This window comes from Autumnicola tepida (genome assembly GCF_031846485.1).
GTDB classification, from domain to species: domain Bacteria; phylum Bacteroidota; class Bacteroidia; order Flavobacteriales; family Flavobacteriaceae; genus Autumnicola; species Autumnicola tepida.
This window is the reverse complement of the sequence record NZ_JAVRHQ010000068.1, coordinates 1-1,564: the sequence shown is the minus strand read 5'-3', so window position 1 is coordinate 1,564 and position 1,564 is coordinate 1. Positions and strand designations below refer to the sequence as shown.

Annotated in this window: 3 protein-coding genes; all 3 read right to left on the bottom strand. The window is 30.6% G+C overall.

The features are described from left to right. Positions 1-713: hypothetical protein (locus RM553_RS19360; RefSeq protein WP_311536614.1), on the bottom strand; the 713-nt coding region annotated here is incomplete at its 3' end. Between the two features lie 159 nt (positions 714-872). Further along, a complete protein-coding gene (locus RM553_RS19355) occupies positions 873-1,217 on the bottom strand; it encodes a HepT-like ribonuclease domain-containing protein (protein ID WP_311536613.1) in 345 nt (114 codons plus the stop codon). Further along, a complete protein-coding gene (locus tag RM553_RS19350) occupies positions 1,210-1,509 on the bottom strand; it encodes a nucleotidyltransferase family protein (protein ID WP_311536612.1) in 300 nt (99 codons plus the stop codon). The genes RM553_RS19355 and RM553_RS19350 overlap by 8 nt, the downstream gene beginning before the upstream one ends. Between the last annotated feature and the right edge of the window lie 55 nt (positions 1,510-1,564).

Sequence of the window (1,564 nt, the reverse complement as noted above, 5' to 3'; positions counted from 1 at the left end):
CTATCTGGATTTCTATAAATGCCATCAATAAAGTGTTTGAAATTTTGTGGTAAACTAGTTGATGAAATCATTGATGTTTTCAGCGTTCCAGGAATTGTATCAGGTTGTTCTCCATTGCGATAATAATCTTCTATAGAACCAGGTATTCTTCTTTTAATAAATTCAACCTTTTTTAAATTGCCTTCATCCATCATACGTCTGTACAATCTACCGTGAACTATATTATTGACTTTCACTGTATAAATCTGATAGCCTTGTGCCTTTATATAACGGTTAAGTGTTTTTCGAAAAATAGTTTTAATCCCAAACTTTGCTTTACGTTGTAAAATTAAAGCTCCTCTATCTCGTTCTGTTGGAATTTTAGCATAGAAAAAAATGTTTCTAAAGGCGGCATGATTTCTTTGAACATCAAAGCTATCTTCTCGATTCTCCAAATCTCTAATTTGGTATTCTTCCCCGCTTACTCCAGTAGAAAAATGTCCATAAACAGTACGATTTTCCATATCTACTGTAGGAGGTTCTTCTAATGTGATATGAATAGCAGTAGTTTGTCTCTCATCTTCAGTATTCAAGATATTCTGAAAAATGGAATTTAGGTAATTTTCAAAAATCTCAAGAAAATCATCTTCTCCATTAAATCTGCTTAATATTTGATCATTTTTATTTCTGTCTTGAATTTTTAAAATATAAGTTGAAAGTAAAATTTTGTCCATATTGTATCTTGATTAGTATTGTGCCCAACGGTTACGGTTATGGACAAGTAGCGGGAATAAGGACGCGGATTTGTCGGCTTAACCTTTTGTTTCTTGGTTTTCTAAATTACACTTTTATCGGCAAAACCCGCTATTTGCTATAACCGATGTTAGCATTTGTTAGTGCTGAGTTAGAATCTCTATTTCAGCTTTTAATTTTGGAAGGTGAATTTGCAAAATTGACCAGATGTTTTCATCAGAGATATTATCGTAAGCGTGAATTACTTGATTTCGTAATCCGATAATGGATTTTGCATTTGTAATCTTATTTTCAAAATTTGAATCCCTCTTGATAATACGATTTATAGCTTCTCCAATTATTTCCAAATCTCGTTCGACAGCTCTTTTGAGCATTAGATTTTCTTTGTATTTAAAGAAGTTCATTTCTGAACCTTCAAAGTAACTGTCGATTTCCTCTATGGCAAGTTTTATATCAAATAACCATTTTAATATTCTTTCATCCATACACCAATTCTTTAGATCGGTTTATTGATTTTATTAAAATGGGATTTTTTAAAGTTTGTTCTTCTAACAGATCAATTTCTCTTCCGAGAAGTTTTTTTAAATCTTCTTTAAAGCTCATATAATTATCGAAATAGTTAGCCAAGTCAAACTTTTTAAATCGGACGAGAAAATCAATATCACTATTTTCAGAGAAGCTTTCTTTTAAAGCAGATCCAAATAAGTACATTTTGTCGACATTGTGCACTTCACAAAGTCGGTTTAATTCGTTTATATGATTTTCAAGAATGTTCATATTTCAAATTTAAATAAAATTCCGCTTGAAACTTTATTCTTTGTTAAAATATAAT